This is a genomic window from Halobacillus sp. SY10 (genome assembly GCF_045401165.1).
Lineage (GTDB): Bacteria > Bacillota > Bacilli > Bacillales > Halobacillaceae > Halobacillus > Halobacillus aidingensis.
Genome location: NZ_CP174345.1, coordinates 1,828,262 through 1,843,369, shown reverse-complemented (window position 1 = coordinate 1,843,369; position 15,108 = coordinate 1,828,262). Strand labels below are relative to the sequence as shown.

Sequence of the window (15,108 nt, the reverse complement as noted above, 5' to 3'; positions counted from 1 at the left end):
TGGAAGGCGCCCTCCCACAGTAAATGGGTTCGTTTCTCCCCTTCATGGAATGGGGTGGTTGGGAAGCTGGGAGACTCCCGTGGGAGAAAGGAGATAGGCGAGATCCCGCAGGACGAAGTCCGAGGAAGCTTGCCACTCCCCCACAGGAAAGCGAGTAGCTTCCCAGCCATCCCTGACGCTCAACACGGCAAACGAACCCCGAAAAGTCTCGAAATCGAGTCTTCCACAATCCTGCCATATTGTTTAACAAATTAAAAAAGAGAGGAAGGCTCTCATGAGCTTCCTCTCTTCTTAAAAGTTATTCAAATTCGATCAGTAAATCGCCGACGTGGATGGCTTCGTTGTTTTCTACATAAATGTCCTTGATGACACCATCAAAGGGTGCTTGGACAGTTGTCTCCATTTTCATGGCTTCTGTAATCATCAGGTGATCGCCTTTCTTCACTTCCTCACCTTTATTAGACAACACTTTAATAACCGTTCCGGGCATCGTTGCTCCGATGTGTTTGCTGTTCGCTTTGTCTGCTTTCGGCCGCTGCTGAACGGCCGCTTTCACGTTCTCATCCTTTACGACGACTTCACGAGGTTGTCCATTTAACTCGAAGTAAACAGTACGTGTACCATCAATCTGCGGCTCCCCAACGGAGACAAGTTTTACGATCAAGGTTTTTCCTTGTTCGATGTCCACTTCAATTTCTTCGCCCAGTCTCATACCGTAGAAGAATGTTGGTGTATCGAGTACAGACATATCTCCGTATTGCTCGCGGAACTTATGATGGTCCATGAACACTTTTGGATAAAGAGCATAGCTGATCATATCAAAGCTTGTTACCTGACGATCGAGGGAATGGAACAGTGTCTCCTTCAAGTTGTTGAAGTCAACCGGTTCCAAGAGCTCCCCTGGTCTCACCGTAATCGGCTCGCGGCCTTTCAATATGATCCTTTGGAGTTCAGCTGGGAAACCTCCGTATGGTTGTCCAAGATACCCTTGGAAAAATTCCACGACGCTATCAGGGAAATCAAGGGAATCGCCTTTTTCATAGATGTCGTCTTCGTTCAGGTCATTTTGAACCATGTACAGGGCCATATCTCCGACAATTTTAGAAGACGGGGTCACTTTTACGATATCGCCGAACATATCGTTCACCCGGCGGTACATAGACTTGACTTCATCCCAGCGGTGTCCTAAACCGACCGCTTTTGCTTGTTGCTGCAAATTGCTATATTGCCCTCCAGGCATTTCATGTTCATACACTTCTGTATGCGGAGCCATCATGCCACTTTCGAAATCCTGATAGTATTTTCTCGTATCTTCCCAAAAATGCCCGAGCTCTTCGTATGCAGAGATATCCAAATTCGGCTTACGCTCACTACCTTCGAGGGCATAATAGAGGCTGTTTGCACTCGGCTGAGAGGTCAAGCCTGCCATCGATCCCGTTGCCACATCAACCACATCGACGCCTGCTTCTATCGCTTTCGCATACGTGAATAAACCATTTCCGCTGGTATCGTGTGTATGAAGGTGGATCGGGATGTCGACGGTTTCCTTCAAAGAGCTGATCAATTGATAAGCCGCTTCCGGTTTAAGCAGTCCTGCCATATCTTTAATGCCAAGGATATGAGCTCCTGCTTCCTGAAGTTCAAGCGCCAGCTTTTTATAGTAAGCGAGATCATACTTCGGTCGGCTGCTATCAAGAATGTCCCCTGTATAACACATCGCCGCTTCGGCTACTTTCCCACTCTCCCGCACAGAGTGAATGGCAAGCTTCATGCCTTCCACCCAGTTCAAGCTGTCGAAAATCCGGAAGACATCAATACCTGCTGACGCACTTTTGTCTACGAATTCACGAATGAGATTGTCGGGATAGTTTTTGTATCCGACCGCATTGGAAGCCCTTAATAGCATTTGAAAAAGGACATTCGGTGCTTTGGCCCTCAATTTCAACAAACGCTCCCAAGGATCTTCATTCAAGAAACGGTAAGAGACATCGAACGTCGCTCCACCCCACATTTCTAATGAAAACAGATCAGGTAATAGACGAGCCGTCGGTTCAGCTATATTCTCAAGGTCCTTCGTTCGGACACGGGTAGCCAGTAACGACTGGTGGGCGTCCCGGAAGGTCGTATCTGTGAGCAGCACTTCATTCCTTTCTTTCAACCAAGAAGCGAGACCTTCAGGACCTCTTTCATTAAGAATTTGTTTCGTTCCGCCTGGAATCGGTTCCGAATGCTTGATGATAGGGATTCTCGGTTTTGAATAGCTCGGTTTCTTGCGATTGCCGTATCCTTCGAAGCCATTGATGGTTCGATCAGCAATATAAGCCAACATCTTCGTCCCGCGGTCTTTTCGTTTTGGAAAAACAAAGAGCTCTGGAGAACGGTCGATGAACGTTGTATCATATTCACCGGATAGGAACTGTTTATGCTGCACTACATTTTCCAAAAATGGTATGTTCGTTTTGATGCCGCGAATACGGAATTCTTTCAAGTTTCTGACCATCTTATGTGCGGCTTGGTCAAAACTGAGTGCCCACGTAGACAATTTGACAAGTAAAGAATCATAGTAAGGAGAGATAACCGCCCCTTGAAACCCGTTTCCGGCGTCAAGTCTCACACCGAAACCGCCTCCAGAACGATAGGCCATGATTTTCCCTGTATCAGGCATGAAATTGTTCAGGGGATCCTCTGTGGTTACACGGGATTGAATGGCATATCCGTGTGTGACAATATCATCTTGTTTCGGTATAGATATGCGGTCGCTATGTAAACCATATCCTTCCGCGACGAGAATTTGCGTCTGGACAATATCTACACCGGTAATCATTTCTGTAATCGTATGCTCCACCTGTACACGAGGGTTGACTTCAATAAAGTAAAATTGATCACCGGTCACTAAGAATTCTACCGTTCCTGCGTTGATATATTTTACGTTATCCATAAGTTTGACGGCGGCATCGCAAATGGCCTCCCTCACTTCATCTTTCAAGCTGACACTCGGAGCGATCTCCACAACCTTTTGGTGTCTACGCTGCACCGAGCAGTCCCTTTCATACAAATGGACAATGTTCCCATCACGATCTCCGATGATTTGGACTTCGATGTGCTTCGGCCGTTCGATCAGCTTTTCAACATAAACTTCATCACTCCCGAATGCTGCTCGTGCTTCCGAACGGGCGCGATCATACGATTCTTCCAGGGTTGTAGCGCTTCTGACGACACGCATCCCTCGACCACCGCCGCCCATTGCTGCTTTGATCATCAATGGGTAGCCGTGCTTTTCACCAAAGTCGCGAATCTCTTCCAGTCCACTGACAGGGCCGTCACTCCCTGGAATAACGGGAATCTCCGCTTGGACCGCTTGATCTCGTGCCTTCACCTTATCTCCAAACATATTCAAATGTTCACTGGTCGGTCCTATAAAAGTAAGCCCTTCTTCTTCGCACCTTCTCGCAAACTCAATGTTTTCAGATAAGAATCCATATCCAGGGTGGATGGCATCAACCTCCACACTCTTGGCGATTTCAATAATGCCTTCAATATCCAAATAGGCATCGATTGGTTTTTTCCCTTCACCAATCAAATAAGCTTCATCAGCCTTATAACGATGGTAGGACCCCGTATCTTCCTGCGAATAAATGGCGACGGTACGAATATTTAATTCTGTACACGCACGAAAGACTCGAATAGCGATCTCGCCACGATTAGCGACTAATACTTTATTGATTTTCTTCGTATTTGCCATGATTCCACTCCCTGTTTGTCTATGTTTTAGAAATTTGAACGTACTGTTACATTGTTTTCTACTCAAACACCGAAAATTCCTTCAAATCTGACAATTTTAGTTGTAAATAACTGACGAGAAGCCTCTCAAATCTCTCCGTATATGTATAAAAGTGAAAATAAAAAAACTCAAATCACAACAAACCGTCGCAATTTGAGTTCTTATCTTATGACTTCTGTGCAGCCTCATGCAAAACGTTCAACTGTTTTTCAAGGTTATCCAGTAGTGCTTTTCCTTCTTCGTCGCTGATTAAATTCAAGCGAACCGCAAAATGAATTTCGCGGGATAATCCAAACATTTGTGTATCTAAAACTTCTTCGTAGAGTGGACACTGAGGCATCGTCAAGTTGTCCATCTGTACTTTTATTAACCTTAGTATTTTATCAGCGTCAGCTTTTAGAAGGGCATAGGCTTTTTCTCGATGATCCACAGCCACATCAGACAACATCAAAATCCCCTCCAATGTACAAGTCTTTCTTCTTTTTATCTTATCGTTTAACACAATAAATTGCAAGATAGGAATGAACAATTAGAAGATCGACAAATCGTAGCGATTAGATAGGATTTCTAAAAGTCTCAAGCCGACAACGCTGTTCCCCTTTTCATCAAGGCTCGGACCATAAACCGCGATTCCTCCAAATTCGTTTAACGAAGCGAGGACGGATCCCGAGACACCACTTTTTGCTGGTATACCCACTTTGATAGCAAAGGAGCCTGAAGCATCATACATGCCGCATGTGACCATAAATGTTTTACAAATTCTTGCAAGATGCTTCGGTATGATTCTACGCCCAGAGTGGATGTCCTTCCCACCATTCGCAAGCAGCGCTCCAATACGGGCAAGTTGACAAACATTCACTTCAATCGCACATTGTTTGGTATAGGCATCAAGAGTTTCCTCTACACTACCGGTGACAATCTGATGCTGCTTCATGTAGAAAAGCAGGGACCTGTTCAGAAAAGCGGATTCAAATTCCGAGGTGGCCACTTCTTCGTTGTACCCGATGGAATGATCATCGGTCAAGTCATGAATAAAGCTCAACAAGCGCCCTACTTTTTCATCAGGCGTATCTCCGTGGATCATATTTGTCACCGCAAGGGCCCCGGCATTGATCATCGGATTGAGCGGTTTGGATGGAATTTGTTCCAGACGGTAAATCGAGTGAAACGGATCCCCCGTCGGTTCCATACCTACACGGTCGAACACATAACTTTCCCCGTTATCCATAAGAGCCAAAGCAAGTGAGATGACTTTCGATATACTTTGAAGGGTAAACCTCACTTCCGTTTCTCCAGCTTCCACTGCATCCCCATCTATATAGTGAATGGCGACAGCAAGATCTTCCGGGTTGCTGCGTGATAATGCAGGGATATAGTTGGCCACTTGACCATCGTATGCATATGGGCGTACATTGTCTAACCATTCTTCCAGGACGTTTTCTGTTATATCTTTAATCAATGGATCACGCCTCCTTTAATGAAATCGAATTCATTTTTTGCTATGATTTTGGATGGATGACTTTTTATTAATCGAAAGGTGGCCACAGCCATGATAGTTCAAATAGCAGGAAATGTTAAATTCCCAATTACACTCGACCCGACCGTCTGGATTTTCGATGATCGAAAAAAGACGTTCCCAGAAGTATTCGAAGGTGAAGAAAATCCAACAGAATCAACGAAAGAAGACGAGTTGAAAAGACAGTCTACTCGTTTTGACAGAGAAGTCTATCAACAAAAAATTAACCCTCCTGTCAACAAAAGCATCAATCGTTATGAAAAACAAAGGATTTTAAAAGGCACCTTTCTCATGCCGCTAAAGCCTTTCCTACATACCAGCGAACCAGCAGTCGACGTAAAAAAAGCGGCACTGGTCACGGATGAAGGCGAAGAAGTGATTGATGCAGATGTTTTATCCGAGTCGCTTTTACTTTTTGCTGAAAATGGAAAGCCTTTGCAGGAACATGGCCCTGTTCACCTTTATTTCAAAGACGGATCCAACCGTTCTGAGCCGATCAAAGGAATTAAAAAAATCGTATTACAATAATGAATTGGGCAGCTTTTTAAGCTGTCCTTTTTGTATATTATCTGCAAGCTGACACAGGCTATAAATAAAAAAAAGTGGTGATTCCTTTGAAAAAATTAATTTGGTTAGCAGCCCTTTTGGCCTTAGTTGCGTGTCAGCAAAACGGTGGTGAAGAGTCACTGCTTCAAGAGCGACAAAACGATCCTGAATTGAAGTATGTCACGGATTCAGATCCGGTGGAAAAGAAAAACATGACGAGCCAGCAAGCAGCCCGGCACCTGGCTAAGCTTGCCGTTCAAGTTCCGGATGTTCATGATGCTACAGCCCTCGTCCTCGGCAACTATGTAGTTGTAGGAATCGATGTGGACAAAGACCTCGACCGCTCTCGCGTCGGCGTCATCAAATATTCTGTAGCCGAAGCTTTGAAACATGACCCTTACGGAAAGCAAGCGGCTGTAATCGCAGACGCTGACGGTGTGGAACGCCTCAGAGGCCTTGGGCAAAAAATGGCTGAAGGCCACCCTGTGGAAGCGGTCACGGATGAACTGAGTCAAATCGTTAGTCGTTATATGCCGAGTGGTTCGGTTGAAGAAAAACCACAATCCAACTCAAACCAGGACTCTGTGCCGGAGAAAGACCAAAAGAAACTCGAGCAAATTGAAAAAGAACAATCAAAGCAAAACTAAATGAACAGAAAAACAGCTAAATCCTCACGGGATTTAGCTGTTGCTTTTCTCAAGGATTTCTCTTTCTTTTTCTGTCAACTCATTATAGTATTGGACACCGAATTGAGATCCCTCTGCAACCATGTCTGAATTATCCAGTGAGGCTGTCTCAGGTTTGCCAGCTTCTTCGATTGGCATGTCCTCTGATTTTCCTAGGTTGCTCTGAATCGATTTTGCTTTGTCTTTAACTTGCTGACGCTTGTCCTCATCTTTCAAGAAATAAGCAACCGTTCCTCCCACAGTGGCACCAATAGCTGTAAAAATCCAACGTTTTCTCAAACAAATCATCCTTTCCTCTACTTCTGTATATTACATTTCCCATTCACTATAGAAGTCAAACGTGGAAATCTCATCTATTTATAAAAAACTTATTATGTTAAACTATATGTAATCGAATGGAAAATAGAGGTGAAAAAGATGCGTGTACAATGCGTCATTTGCGATGAAATTGAGAAAATTGACAGCTACTGTCTACAAGCAAAACGACTTCGGAATCGCCGGATTCACACGTACATGTGTCAATCCTGCCACGATCGTATAGAAGAAAACACCAAAAGACGTTTAGCTACCGGGAATTTCCGGTTCAACAGAGAACGTAAAAAAGAAAAGCATTTAAGCTAGTTACCAAAGAGAGAGGTTCCGCCTCTCTCTTTTTATATTTCACAGTTAAAGATAAGCTCCCGATTGTGGAAGACTCAGTTTCGAGACTTTTGTTGAGTGGATGGGGGCTGCGGGGAATGGCTCGCTTTCCGCGGGAGCGCGGTGAGCCTCCTCGGACTGCGTCCTGTGGGGTCTCACCATGCACTTTTTTCCCGCAGGAGTCTCCCCATTCCCCTCCGCCCCTTTGCCATATAAGTATCTCGAAACACTTCCACAAATAGCGGAGCTTCCAATAGTAGCTTGTAGATACTAAAGATTGTACACTTTCCATGGAAAGCTTGCTACAGAGCGCTTTATCAATCTAGAACAGGGATGGTGGAAGGCACTCATCCTGGGCAAAGGGGGATCGTTTTTCACATTTATCGAATGGGGTGGTTGGGAAGCTGCGAGACTTCCGCGGGAATGGATTGACTGGCGAGACCCCGCAGAGCTTTAGCTCGAGGAGGCTTGCCGTCATCCCCGCAGGAAAGCGAGTTGCTTCCCAACCACCCCTGACGCTCAACTTTGTAACGAACCCCAGTAATCTCGAAACTGAGTCTTCCACAATCCTGCCATGATCTTTAATAACTAATGAAAAATCATTTTCGGGCAAAGCAAAAGCCCCTTTCTTTAATAAGGAAAGGAGCTTTTGGGTCAGGATGATTCATTTTGCTGACGGGCTCCGCGCTCTCTATGGAGTCGGATCCGGTAAATACCCAGAATTAAGGCCGCTACAACCAAACTTTCAGGAAGGGGCAAATTCAATCCAAGGATCAAGGTTAAAATAAATGTACCTATGATGAGAACGGAATAAACAACGATTGTTTTCATCAAAGGTAATTTTCTGGCGAATCCAAGCTTGAATGTAATGATAGCGAGAATAACAGTCGTTAAGTATAGTAGCATGAAAGAACGAAAGAGCATGGTCACTTCGCTTTCATCGTTTAAGTTCACTTCACTCCCGAATCCGCGGAAAAAGAAATCGGCGACAGGCCATAGATCCGTCGGCACAGGTAGTGTGGACATATCGTTCATGATGTTCCTCCTCATGGATACCCTATTCTGTTATCTATCATACTAGAAAGCCTCACTGGATGCTACCCGTGAAACCATTTTCATTATTTAGACAAATCCTATATAATAGACCTGAATAGAGGTGAGCCTTTTGAAAAACTTTCATATGAACACAGCACTATTAGCCTGTCTCGTAATTTTATCATTTATCGCTGTTGGGTTTGCTATCGGCCAAGAAATCTTCTGGCTTGCAGCCGTCCTTTTCTTTTCGGGATTTGCCCTTATGAGTGTAGGTTTGAGAAGAAAAAGAAAACAACAGCAAATGTCCTGAAACATGCAGAAAGCGACCTCGATTGGGGTCGCTTTCTTTTATTTCTTCAAACGGACGTAATCCTTCGATATTTCTTCATGAATGTTCGACCGGCTTGCGAGGACTGTCGTCTTGTTCAACAAGTCCAATTCCTCTCGGTCCGCACGGGTAACGATTCCACCCACTTCACGAACGATAACACTTCCAGCAGCGTAATCCCACGGCATCAATGTCATCGTCAAGTACCCATCCAGAAGCCCTTCGGCTACAAAAGCAAACTCCAAAGCGGCAGAACCATAAGATCTTGTACTGCGTAATTTTTTCACTAGATCTTCCATCCCTTTGTGATCCACATGTGGATTTTCAGGAATTAACCAGGAAGTATTAAGCGCGAGGATCGACTGATTCAAAGGACGCTTTTCATCAAGTCGAGGTAACTTTTCTTCGTTCTTATAGGCGCCTTCCCCTCGTTTGGCAGTGTACAAAGTACCGTCCATCACATTATAAATCAATCCAATTTCACCGACACCTTCATAATATACTCCGACAGAAATGGCGAAATTTCTTTTTTGATGGACAAAGTTCATGGTTCCATCAATCGGATCTACAATCCAGACGGTTCCTCCGAGGTCTTCTATTTCATCTCCGAATCCCTCTTCTCCTAATAAATAATGATCCGGATACGTCTCATTGATTTTTTTCGCGAAAAATTGTTCTGTTTCCTGATCCATTTCTGTAACCAGGTCGTTCGGGTTGGATTTCGTTTCAATGGATCGAGGCGAATCAATATTGCTTTTGATTCGTTCACCAGCTTCCAAGACCCAAGCTTTTGCGTGTTCAAAAATCTCGTTCTTTTTCTGTTGATCCATAACATCGTACCCCTTTTATAAGTATCAATCTTTATCGTACCAAATCCAACCAGACATTGCATCAAATCCGCCCTCCTTGTCCCACTAAAGCTCCTGATTGTGGAAGACTCAGTTTCGAGACTTTTGAGTGAGCGGTTCGGGGCGGCGGGGGATGACTCGCTTTCCGCGGGAGCGCGTTGAGCCTCCTCGGACTGCCGTCCTGCGGGGTCTCACCAAGCACTCTCTTCCCGCAGGAGTCTCCCCATCCCCCTCCGCCCCTTTATCCAATAAGTGTCTCGAAACCATTTACGGTATAGGATGTTTTTACTGACAAGGAAAGTAGAGCTATATGAATTCCCTATTCTGGATAAAAAGCTTGCTATAGAGCGCTTAATTACTATAAATCAGGAATTGTGAAAGACATTCATCCTCGGGAAAGGGGTTCGTTTCACATATGCATCGAATGGGGTGGTTGGGAAGCTGCGAGACTCCCGTGGGAGAAAGGAGATAGGCGAGATCCCGCAGGACGAAGTCCGAGGAAGCTTGCCACTCCCCCACAGGAAAGTGTTCAAATGCGGAACCGCCTTGGTAGACACGACTGACATAAGCCGAATAGCAACGGAATGTGCCTTTTCATTCCTTTGCTGTTCGGCTTATGACGCGAGTGTCTGGGCGGTGGAGCTAGACGAGTAGCTTCCCAGCCACCCCTAACGCTAAACACGGCAAACGAACCCCGAAAAGTCTCGAAATCGAGTCTTCCACAATCCTGCCATATTCTTTAATAAGCCATCTGATTAAAGGCAATAAAAAAACGAGCAACTTTAGTGTTGCTCGCTCTTATATGGACCATTCAATCAATTGCTTACGAAGTTCAGAGAGTCTTCTCTTTGTTTTTTTCATTTGTTCGACATCTCCGGCGATCATGGCATCGTGCAAGGTCACCAGTTCGTAATCAATCTCCATACGGATTACCGGGAGCTTCTCTTCAGCTTCTCTTTTACGCAATGCTTCCATGACATGTTTCACTGCTAATTCCTCCCTTTCAAATCCTTACTTTATATATATGTGACTTTTGCGACAGAAGTTTCAATTAGATTACTTATATGTAACCCATTTTTACAGAAATCAAACCATGCGAACACATCACTTAGTAACCGTGTTTTCTTGTGGTAAAATAAGGGCGAGAAAATGGAGGAGTTGATCGAATGACGACATTTAGTGGATTTACACAGGAAGACTTTGACGTTTTTTCCATTCCCGGATTGGAAAATAGAATGGAGGCTTTAAGAGATCGCATTTCTCCGAAGCTTGAGGCTGTAGCGACAGAACTCGCGGCAGATGTCACTGCGATGACTGGTGACGAAATGTTTGTACACGTTGCGAGACACGCACGCCGGAAGACGAACCCGCCGAATGATACGTGGGCGGCTCTTGCTTCAAATAAACGCGGATACAAGAAGCTTCCTCACTTCCAAATTGGTCTGTGGGAGTCACATGTATTCATTTGGTTTGCTGTGATCTACGAAAGTCCCATTAAACAGGACTTTGCATATAAACTGGAGCAAAATAAGGATGAAGTGCTGCGTCATATCCCGGAAGACTATGTATGGTCCATCGATCATATGAAGCCTGACAGCATTCCCCAGTCAGACGTAGATGAGGACAAGTTTTTGAGTATGACCGAGCGTCTGAAAACGGTGAAAAAAGCAGAGATCTTGTGTGGCAGGAACATTGAACGTGGAGATGCCCGTTTGAAAGATCCGGATGCTTTCATTGAGCTTTGTAAAGAAACGTTCCAAACCCTTGAACCTTTATACCGCTTCACAAAACAACTGGATCAGTAAAGAAAAGGCGCCCCTTAATGGAGCGCCTTTTTTCGTTTACATCTTCACTTTTTCACCTTTACTCAGACCTTTCGCCTGTTTGACAGCTCTGTAGCAGGAATAGCCGGATTCTTTTTCAAATTGTCCGCACAACGTTTTTTCTTCACTTTTAGATGGGACGATCTGTTTGAACCGGGTATAGGCGAGCATAAGCTCATCACGATCGACTCCTTTTTCATAGGCTTGTTCGACCATGCTGTAAAAATTGACAACATCAATAATTTCTTCTTTAGACCAATAAATTTCATCGATTGGATACGTATAACTCATTATTCTTCCTCCTTACTTGCTCCACCTGTTGCGGATTTCTTCCGCTTCTGTGACGATACGTTTGAACAATTCATCGACCGATGGAACGTCATGGATCCTTGAAGCCACTTGACCAGCCCATCCGAATCCGTAAGCTTGTTTTCCATCATAAATGAACTTTTTATTCGCTTCGCCGTTGATGTAAGATTTTAAGCCTTCATACCCCGCTTGTTCATCTTCCAGTTCCAAAATACGCGCTGTCCAATCATTTTTCAAGGCACGGGCCGGGGCCTTCAAACTCCTTTTGATGACAGTGGTGGATGTTTCGTCTGCTTCAATCAAAGCTTCCAGATAAGCGGGATGGGCGTGCACACACTCTTTGGTTGCGATAAACCGCGTCCCCATTTCCACACCTTCCGCTCCTAAAGCAAGCGCAGCCATCAGACCTCTTCCGTCTCCGATCCCTCCTGAAGCAATGACAGGTATATCCACGGCGTCCACGACTTGTGGCGTCAAGACGAATGTACCGACATCATCGCGCCCGAGGTGTCCACCGCCTTCATGACCGACGACCATAACAGCATCAGCTCCCAGCTCTTCTGCTTTAACGGCCTGCCGTCTTGCCGCTACAAGTACGAGGGTTTTTATTCCAGTGCCTTTGACAAGCTCAAGAACTGGTGCAGGATTTCCGCCGGTCACAGAGATGACCGGCACCTTTTCTTCCACAGCTACTTGAACCATCTCTTCAAATGGTCGCCCATGTTGACCAATCGCGAAATTCACTCCAAACGGACGGTTTGTTTTTTCTCTTACGGCATCAATCTCTTCTCTCAGTTGATCGGGACCTTCCATACTCATTGCCGTTAACTGACCGAGCCCGCCAGCGTTTGAAACCGCTGCAGCCAAGTCAGAATAAGCGAGGTGAGCAAGTCCTCCCTGGATAATCGGGTATGTAATGCCTAAAGCTTCTGTGACGCGAGTTTTCCATTCCACATGAATCCCTCCCCTTTGTTTCATTTTAGCATGATTGGAAAAAGGATACACAAAAGACTAGCAAGCGAACGTGGAACCTGCTATAATTCATGTGCTTTTCTAAATTAAAGAGGTGGAAACACAAATGAACCAACATGAGACTCCCTTATTTACAGGGTTAAAAAAACATAGAGACCGAAAGCCGGTCCAATTCCATATTCCAGGGCACAAAGGCGGAAAGGGAATGGATGAAGAATTCCGCTCGTTCATCGGAGACCAAGCCCTTTCCATCGATCTCATCAACATTGAACCACTGGATGACCTGCACCACCCACAAGGCATGATCAAACAGGCGCAAGACCTCGCTGCAGAAGCCTTCGGTGCGGACTATACCTTTTTCTCCGTCCAGGGAACATCTGGTGCGATCATGACGATGATTATGAGTGTTTGTCATCCTGGAGATAAAATCATCGTGCCAAGGAATGTCCATAAATCTGTAACGACAGCGATTATTTTTTCAGGAGCGAAACCCGTCTTTATCCATCCGGAACTTGACGACCGCTTTGGAATCTCTCACGGGATCACTTCAGAGGCTGTGCTAAAGGCTTGTGAAGCACACCCGGATGCAAAGGGACTGCTCGTCATCAATCCGACTTATTTCGGAGTTTCTGCTGATTTGAAAAAGATCGTCAACATTGCCCACCGTTTCGATATCCCTGTTCTTGTCGATGAAGCCCACGGCGTCCACATTCACTTCCATGAGCGTCTCCCCCTTTCTGCGATGCAGGCAGGTGCAGATATGGCAGCTACGAGTGTGCATAAGCTTGGTGGGTCCTTAACTCAGAGTTCCGTATTAAATTTACGTGAAGGACTCGTCTCTCATGAAAGAGTGCAGTCGATTTTATCCATGCTTCATACAACTTCGACGTCGTACCTTTTACTCGCAAGTCTTGATGCCGCACGGAGACATCTCGCCATTCACGGGCGGGAGCTGATGGAAGAAACCCTTCGCCTCGCAGACCATGCCAGAAGACGTTTGAATGAGATCCCAGGCATTTACTGCCCAGGCAGCGAAATATTGACGAGCGATGCTACGGTAGACTTCGATCCTACGAAATTGATCATCTCCGTGAAAAAGCTCGGATTATCAGGCTATGACGTCGAAGTTTGGCTTCGGGAAAAAGCCAACATCGAAGTGGAACTCTCCGATTTGTATAACATTTTATGCATCGTTACCCCTGGCGATCGGGAAGAAGACATCGACGAGCTTGTAACGGCTTTAGATAAACTTTCTAAAGAGTACTCGGACAAAGAAGAGACAGAAAACATCCGGGTGAAGGTTCCCGACATTCCTGTGCTTGCTCTTTCTCCAAGAGAGGCCTTCTATTCTTCCACAGAAACGATTTTACTGAAAGAAGCTGTCGGGAGAATCAGCGCTGAATTCGTGATGGTCTATCCACCCGGCATTCCCATTTTCATACCAGGTGAAATTATTACAAGGGAAAACATTGACTACATTCACGATAATGTCGAAGCAGGCCTCCCTGTACAGGGCCCTGAAGATGATACTCTTGAAACGATTCAAGTCATTCGTGAACAACGTGCATTCAAATAAAAAAGAAGCCCACGCCGGGCTTCTTTTTTTGTTTCTCCTGCTCTTTGGCGCGACTCGATGGCTCTTTGGCGCGACTCGATGGCTCTTTGGCGCGACTCGATGGCTCTTTAGCGCGACTCGATGGCTCTTTAGCGCGACTCGATGGCTCTTTAGCGCGACTCGATGGCTCTTTAGCGCGACTCGATGGCTCTTTAGCGCGACTCGATGGCTCTTTAGCGCGACTCGATGGCTCTTTAGCGCGACTCGATGGCTCTTTAGCGCGACTCGATGGCTCTTTAGCGCGACTCGATGGCTCTTTAGCGCGACTCGATGGCTCTTTAGCGCGACTCGATGGCTCTTTAGCGCGACTCGATGGCTCTTTAGCGCGACTCGATGGCTCTTTAGCGCGACTCGATGGCTCTTTAGCGCGACTCGATGGCTCTTTAGCGCGACTCGATGGCTCTTTAGCGCGACTCGATGGCTCTTTAGCGCGACTCGATGGCTCTTTAGCGCGACTCGATGGCTCTTTAGCGCGACTCGATGGCTCTTTAGCGCGACTCGATGGCTCTTTAGCGCGACTCGATGGCTCTTTAGCGCGACTCGATGGCTCTTTAGCGCGACTCGATGGCTCTTTAGCGCGACTCGATGGCTCTTTAGCGCGAAAGGATTTCCTCAAATCGGAAATCCTTTCGCGAAAAAAAGAACCAGGTCCAAGACCTGGTTCTTTCCTTTTTATGCTTCCTTCACAGGAAGAATGCCCCCATTTAATAGTACATACTCTTTATTTATCTTCTGGTTTGTTGCAAGTTGGACAGGTGCTGTAAAGAGTAGAAACCTTCTCATTTTCGTAGTGCTCAATTACCTTCTGACAGTCTTGACATACGATTGTACCCATTCACATCCACTCCCCATATTTGTAATCGTTTTCAACGTAACTTTATTCTAATATGGCACAATCGAAAAATCAAGCCCAAAAGTATAACTTTTTATAAAATGTGTCATACTAATAATTTCTTTACCTACTATTATATGATCAAGAATCCTTTTTAAGCCTAAAAAAGAACACTCCG

Annotated in this window: 16 protein-coding genes; 6 read left to right on the top strand and 10 right to left on the bottom strand. The window is 45.5% G+C overall.

What is annotated here, in order from left to right:
* Positions 1 to 298: 298 nt before the first annotated feature.
* The 3 genes from pyc to glsA form a co-directional block, all read right to left on the bottom strand.
* The gene (gene pyc / locus ACJA3J_RS09450; protein WP_406946137.1) at positions 299 to 3,742 is read right to left on the bottom strand and encodes a pyruvate carboxylase; all 3,444 of its coding nucleotides are present in this window, start codon (positions 3,740 to 3,742) and stop codon (positions 299 to 301) included.
* 205 nt (positions 3,743 to 3,947) lie between these two features.
* Positions 3,948 to 4,229, bottom strand: coding sequence for a YlaN family protein (locus ACJA3J_RS09445; protein ID WP_075036512.1), 282 nt, complete (start codon positions 4,227 to 4,229; stop codon positions 3,948 to 3,950).
* Positions 4,230 to 4,310: 81 nt separating this feature from the next.
* Positions 4,311 to 5,240: a glutaminase A gene (glsA, locus tag ACJA3J_RS09440; protein WP_089652771.1), complete on the bottom strand. Its 930-nt coding sequence runs from the start codon at positions 5,238 to 5,240 to the stop codon at positions 4,311 to 4,313.
* A gap of 90 nt (positions 5,241 to 5,330) precedes the next feature.
* Here glsA and ACJA3J_RS09435 point away from each other — a divergent pair, with 90 nt between their 5' ends.
* Together ACJA3J_RS09435 and ACJA3J_RS09430 are read left to right on the top strand one after the other, a co-directional pair.
* Positions 5,331 to 5,825 carry a hypothetical protein gene (locus tag ACJA3J_RS09435; RefSeq protein ID WP_406946136.1) on the top strand — a complete coding sequence of 165 codons (495 nt, stop codon included), beginning with the start codon at positions 5,331 to 5,333 and terminating at the stop codon, positions 5,823 to 5,825.
* Positions 5,826 to 5,911: 86 nt separating this feature from the next.
* Positions 5,912 to 6,490 carry a YhcN/YlaJ family sporulation lipoprotein gene (locus tag ACJA3J_RS09430; protein WP_115824827.1) on the top strand — a complete coding sequence of 193 codons (579 nt, stop codon included), beginning with the start codon at positions 5,912 to 5,914 and terminating at the stop codon, positions 6,488 to 6,490.
* 33 nt (positions 6,491 to 6,523) lie between these two features.
* On the opposite strand, the gene ACJA3J_RS09425 is transcribed toward ACJA3J_RS09430, so the two are convergent.
* Positions 6,524 to 6,817 carry a hypothetical protein gene (locus ACJA3J_RS09425; protein WP_341865626.1) on the bottom strand — a complete coding sequence of 98 codons (294 nt, stop codon included), beginning with the start codon at positions 6,815 to 6,817 and terminating at the stop codon, positions 6,524 to 6,526.
* Positions 6,818 to 6,946: 129 nt separating this feature from the next.
* Between ACJA3J_RS09425 and ACJA3J_RS09420 the strand changes: the two genes are divergently transcribed.
* The gene (locus ACJA3J_RS09420) at positions 6,947 to 7,150 is read left to right on the top strand and encodes a YlaI family protein (protein WP_089652768.1); all 204 of its coding nucleotides are present in this window, start codon (positions 6,947 to 6,949) and stop codon (positions 7,148 to 7,150) included.
* A 672-nt stretch (positions 7,151 to 7,822) separates the two neighbouring features.
* Here ACJA3J_RS09420 and ACJA3J_RS09415 read toward each other — a convergent pair.
* Positions 7,823 to 8,203, bottom strand: coding sequence for a YlaH-like family protein (locus ACJA3J_RS09415; RefSeq protein ID WP_089652767.1), 381 nt, complete (start codon positions 8,201 to 8,203; stop codon positions 7,823 to 7,825).
* Positions 8,204 to 8,324: 121 nt separating this feature from the next.
* On the opposite strand from ACJA3J_RS09415, the gene ACJA3J_RS09410 reads away from it, so the two are divergent.
* Positions 8,325 to 8,513 (top strand): hypothetical protein, encoded by a 189-nt coding sequence (locus ACJA3J_RS09410; protein WP_244157183.1) that lies wholly within the window; start codon positions 8,325 to 8,327, stop codon positions 8,511 to 8,513.
* 38 nt (positions 8,514 to 8,551) lie between these two features.
* Here ACJA3J_RS09410 and ACJA3J_RS09405 read toward each other — a convergent pair whose 3' ends face one another.
* The gene (locus ACJA3J_RS09405) at positions 8,552 to 9,361 is read right to left on the bottom strand and encodes an inositol monophosphatase family protein (RefSeq protein WP_406946135.1); all 810 of its coding nucleotides are present in this window, start codon (positions 9,359 to 9,361) and stop codon (positions 8,552 to 8,554) included.
* Between the two features lie 816 nt (positions 9,362 to 10,177).
* Positions 10,178 to 10,366, bottom strand: coding sequence for a hypothetical protein (locus ACJA3J_RS09400; protein WP_089652764.1), 189 nt, complete (start codon positions 10,364 to 10,366; stop codon positions 10,178 to 10,180).
* A gap of 179 nt (positions 10,367 to 10,545) precedes the next feature.
* Between ACJA3J_RS09400 and ACJA3J_RS09395 the strand changes: the two genes are divergently transcribed.
* The gene (locus ACJA3J_RS09395; protein WP_089652763.1) at positions 10,546 to 11,184 is read left to right on the top strand and encodes a YktB family protein; all 639 of its coding nucleotides are present in this window, start codon (positions 10,546 to 10,548) and stop codon (positions 11,182 to 11,184) included.
* A 36-nt stretch (positions 11,185 to 11,220) separates the two neighbouring features.
* Here the strand turns inward: ACJA3J_RS09395 and ACJA3J_RS09390 are convergent, their stop codons facing one another.
* Both ACJA3J_RS09390 and ACJA3J_RS09385 read right to left on the bottom strand, forming a co-directional pair.
* Entirely contained in the window at positions 11,221 to 11,493 is a 273-nt protein-coding gene (locus ACJA3J_RS09390) for a UPF0223 family protein (protein ID WP_089652762.1), read from the bottom strand.
* 12 nt (positions 11,494 to 11,505) lie between these two features.
* Positions 11,506 to 12,465: an NAD(P)H-dependent flavin oxidoreductase gene (locus ACJA3J_RS09385; protein WP_406946134.1), complete on the bottom strand. Its 960-nt coding sequence runs from the start codon at positions 12,463 to 12,465 to the stop codon at positions 11,506 to 11,508.
* A gap of 124 nt (positions 12,466 to 12,589) precedes the next feature.
* Here ACJA3J_RS09385 and ACJA3J_RS09380 point away from each other — a divergent pair, with 124 nt between their 5' ends.
* Positions 12,590 to 14,059 (top strand): aminotransferase class I/II-fold pyridoxal phosphate-dependent enzyme, encoded by a 1,470-nt coding sequence (locus ACJA3J_RS09380; RefSeq protein ID WP_406946133.1) that lies wholly within the window; start codon positions 12,590 to 12,592, stop codon positions 14,057 to 14,059.
* Positions 14,060 to 14,819: 760 nt separating this feature from the next.
* Here ACJA3J_RS09380 and ACJA3J_RS09375 read toward each other — a convergent pair.
* Positions 14,820 to 14,933 (bottom strand): GapA-binding peptide SR1P, encoded by a 114-nt coding sequence (locus ACJA3J_RS09375; protein ID WP_089652758.1) that lies wholly within the window; start codon positions 14,931 to 14,933, stop codon positions 14,820 to 14,822.
* Between the last annotated feature and the right edge of the window lie 175 nt (positions 14,934 to 15,108).

Bases quoted from the DNA above. Each gene is read 5' to 3' on its own strand.
- ACJA3J_RS09390 (WP_089652762.1), bottom strand. From the start codon at position 11,493: ATGAGTTATACGTATCCAATCGATGAAATTTATTGGTCTAAAGAAGAA.
- ACJA3J_RS09380 (WP_406946133.1), top strand. From the start codon at position 12,590: ATGAACCAACATGAGACTCCCTTATTTACAGGGTTAAAAAAACATAGA.
- ACJA3J_RS09415 (WP_089652767.1), bottom strand. From the start codon at position 8,203: ATGAACGATATGTCCACACTACCTGTGCCGACGGATCTATGGCCTGTC.
- ACJA3J_RS09405 (WP_406946135.1), bottom strand. From the start codon at position 9,361: ATGGATCAACAGAAAAAGAACGAGATTTTTGAACACGCAAAAGCTTGG.
- ACJA3J_RS09425 (WP_341865626.1), bottom strand. From the start codon at position 6,817: ATGATTTGTTTGAGAAAACGTTGGATTTTTACAGCTATTGGTGCCACT.
- ACJA3J_RS09395 (WP_089652763.1), top strand. From the start codon at position 10,546: ATGACGACATTTAGTGGATTTACACAGGAAGACTTTGACGTTTTTTCC.
- ACJA3J_RS09435 (WP_406946136.1), top strand. From the start codon at position 5,331: ATGATAGTTCAAATAGCAGGAAATGTTAAATTCCCAATTACACTCGAC.
- ACJA3J_RS09375 (WP_089652758.1), bottom strand. From the start codon at position 14,933: ATGGGTACAATCGTATGTCAAGACTGTCAGAAGGTAATTGAGCACTAC.
- pyc (WP_406946137.1), bottom strand. From the start codon at position 3,742: ATGGCAAATACGAAGAAAATCAATAAAGTATTAGTCGCTAATCGTGGC.
- ACJA3J_RS09445 (WP_075036512.1), bottom strand. From the start codon at position 4,229: ATGTTGTCTGATGTGGCTGTGGATCATCGAGAAAAAGCCTATGCCCTT.
- ACJA3J_RS09420 (WP_089652768.1), top strand. From the start codon at position 6,947: ATGCGTGTACAATGCGTCATTTGCGATGAAATTGAGAAAATTGACAGC.